The sequence below is a fragment of the Nocardioides sp. P5_C9_2 genome (genome assembly GCF_054049555.1).
Genome location: NZ_JBFUMD010000602.1, coordinates 1 through 1,942, shown reverse-complemented (window position 1 = coordinate 1,942; position 1,942 = coordinate 1). Strand labels below are relative to the sequence as shown.

At 70.0% G+C, this 1,942-nt stretch carries 2 protein-coding genes; one reads left to right on the top strand and one right to left on the bottom strand.

Features of this window, described 5'->3' with window-relative positions; translation table 11 throughout:
• The first annotated feature begins 103 nt into the window (after nt 1–103).
• Nucleotides 104–1,105, top strand: a complete 1,002-nt coding sequence (gene ku / locus ACXJKL_RS20120) for a non-homologous end joining protein Ku (protein ID WP_457208768.1) — start codon at nt 104–106, stop codon at nt 1,103–1,105.
• Between the two features lie 204 nt (nt 1,106–1,309).
• Here ku and ACXJKL_RS20115 read toward each other — a convergent pair.
• Nucleotides 1,310–1,942, bottom strand: a 633-nt coding sequence (locus ACXJKL_RS20115; RefSeq protein WP_457208767.1) for an SDR family NAD(P)-dependent oxidoreductase, incomplete at its 5' end; no start/stop codon positions are given.

Below are 1,942 nucleotides of genomic sequence, written 5' to 3'. Positions count from 1 at the left end.
GATCCGGACCCCGTCCCACTTGACCTCGTGCGACCAGCCCTCGCCCGCCGGGAGGTGGTCCGCCTTGGTGGCGAGCATGGGACGCATGGGACATGCTTACCCCATGCGAGCGATCTGGAAGGGTGCCGTGTCCTTCGGCCTGGTGAGCGTGCCGGTCAAGCTGTACGCCGCCACCGAGTCCCACGACGTGTCCTTCCGGCAGGTCCACGCCAAGGACGGCGGGCGCATCAAGTACCAGCGCGTCTGCTCCCTCGACGGCGAGGAGGTGCCGTACTCCGACATCGCCAAGGGCTACGAGACCGAGGACGGCGAGATGGTCATCCTCAGCGACGACGACATGGCCGAGCTGCCGGCCACCTCGTCGCGGGAGATCGCCGTCGAGAAGTTCGTGCCCAGCGACCAGATCGACCCGTTGCTCTTCGAGAAGTCCTACTACCTCGAGCCGGAGAAGTCCGGGGCCAAGCCCTACGCGCTGCTCCGCCAGGCCCTCAAGGACGCCGACCGGATGGCCGTCGTGACCGTGGCGCTGCGCCAGCGCACCTCGGTCGCGGTGCTGCGGGTGCGCGAGACCGACCGCGGCGACGTGATCGTCCTCCAGACGATGATGTGGCCCGACGAGGTCCGCGTCCCCGATTTCGACGTCGAGGTCGGCGACGTCAAGGACCAGGAGGTCAAGATGGCGCACATGCTCGTCGAGACCCTGGCCGGCGACTTCGACGCCTCGGAGTTCGAGGACGACTACGCCGGCGCCGTCGAGGCGCTGGTCAAGACCAAGATCGAGGGTGGCGAGGTCAAGCGCACCGAGAAGTCCACCAGGACCTCCGGTGAGGTGGTCGACCTGCTGGCCGCGTTGCAGAAGTCGGTCGCGGCGGCCAAGACCGCTCGCGGTGAGGCGCCCGCCGACTCCGACGACTCGGACTCGGGCTCCGACTCGGACTCCGACGCCGACGCCGAGGACTCCGCGCCCGCGAAGAAGGCGTCGGCCAGGAAGACTCCTGCCAAGAAGACGCCGGCGAAGAAGGCTCCCGCCAAGAAGACGGCCGCCCAGAAGACGGCCGCCAAGAAGGCACCGGCGAAGAGGGCCACGGCCAAGAAGGCCAGCTAGCCCGCGCCGGCGAGGATCGCACTGCCTTGCCCGCGCGGCGTACCCCGTCTCGCCGCGGCGTACGTGACCTCACCCCGACGCGGCGTACGCCGGGAGCGGTGACTCAGCCACGTTCCTGGCACGGGAGATGTGGCTCACGCACCTCCCGCGGGCGGGGCGCGAAGGACTCACCGGTCGGGCGGTGCCCCAGCCACCTCCGGCTCCCTAGGAAGGTGGCTGGGCCACCGCTCGGGCCGCGACCGGGACCTCACCCCGCGCCGCCCCCGAGTCCGGCATCCGCCGCGACAGCTCAGCCGCCAGGAAGTCCGAGAGCCGCGGCGCCACGAGGTTGAAGACCTCCGCGCACCGGCCGATCGCGCCGTCGACCGTGATCGGACGGTCCTCGAGGGCGCGGACGAGGCGTTCGGCGCAGTGCTCGGGAGACTCGGCCCGACGACCGTCGTACGCGTCGGTGGGGCCGATCATCGGCGTGCGCACCAGGGCGAGGCGCACGGTGGTGCACGTGACGTTGTCGAAGTACGCCTCGCGCCCCATGATCCGGCCGAACACGTCGAGCGCGCTCTTCGCTGCGATGTACGCCGCGAACTTGGGCGCCTTGACCTGGTTGCCCCACGTGACGACGTTGAGCACATGTCCGAACCGCTGTGCACGCATCGCCGGGAGCAGTCCCATGGTCAGGCGGACCGGGCCGAAGTAGTTGACCGCCATCATCCGCTCGAAGTCGTGGAAGCGGTCGTGCGAGAGCGCCAGCGACCGGCGGATGGAGCGGCCGGCGTTGTTGACCAGGTAGTCGACGGCGCCGTGCTGCTCCAGCACCCGCTCCACCAGTGCGTCGAT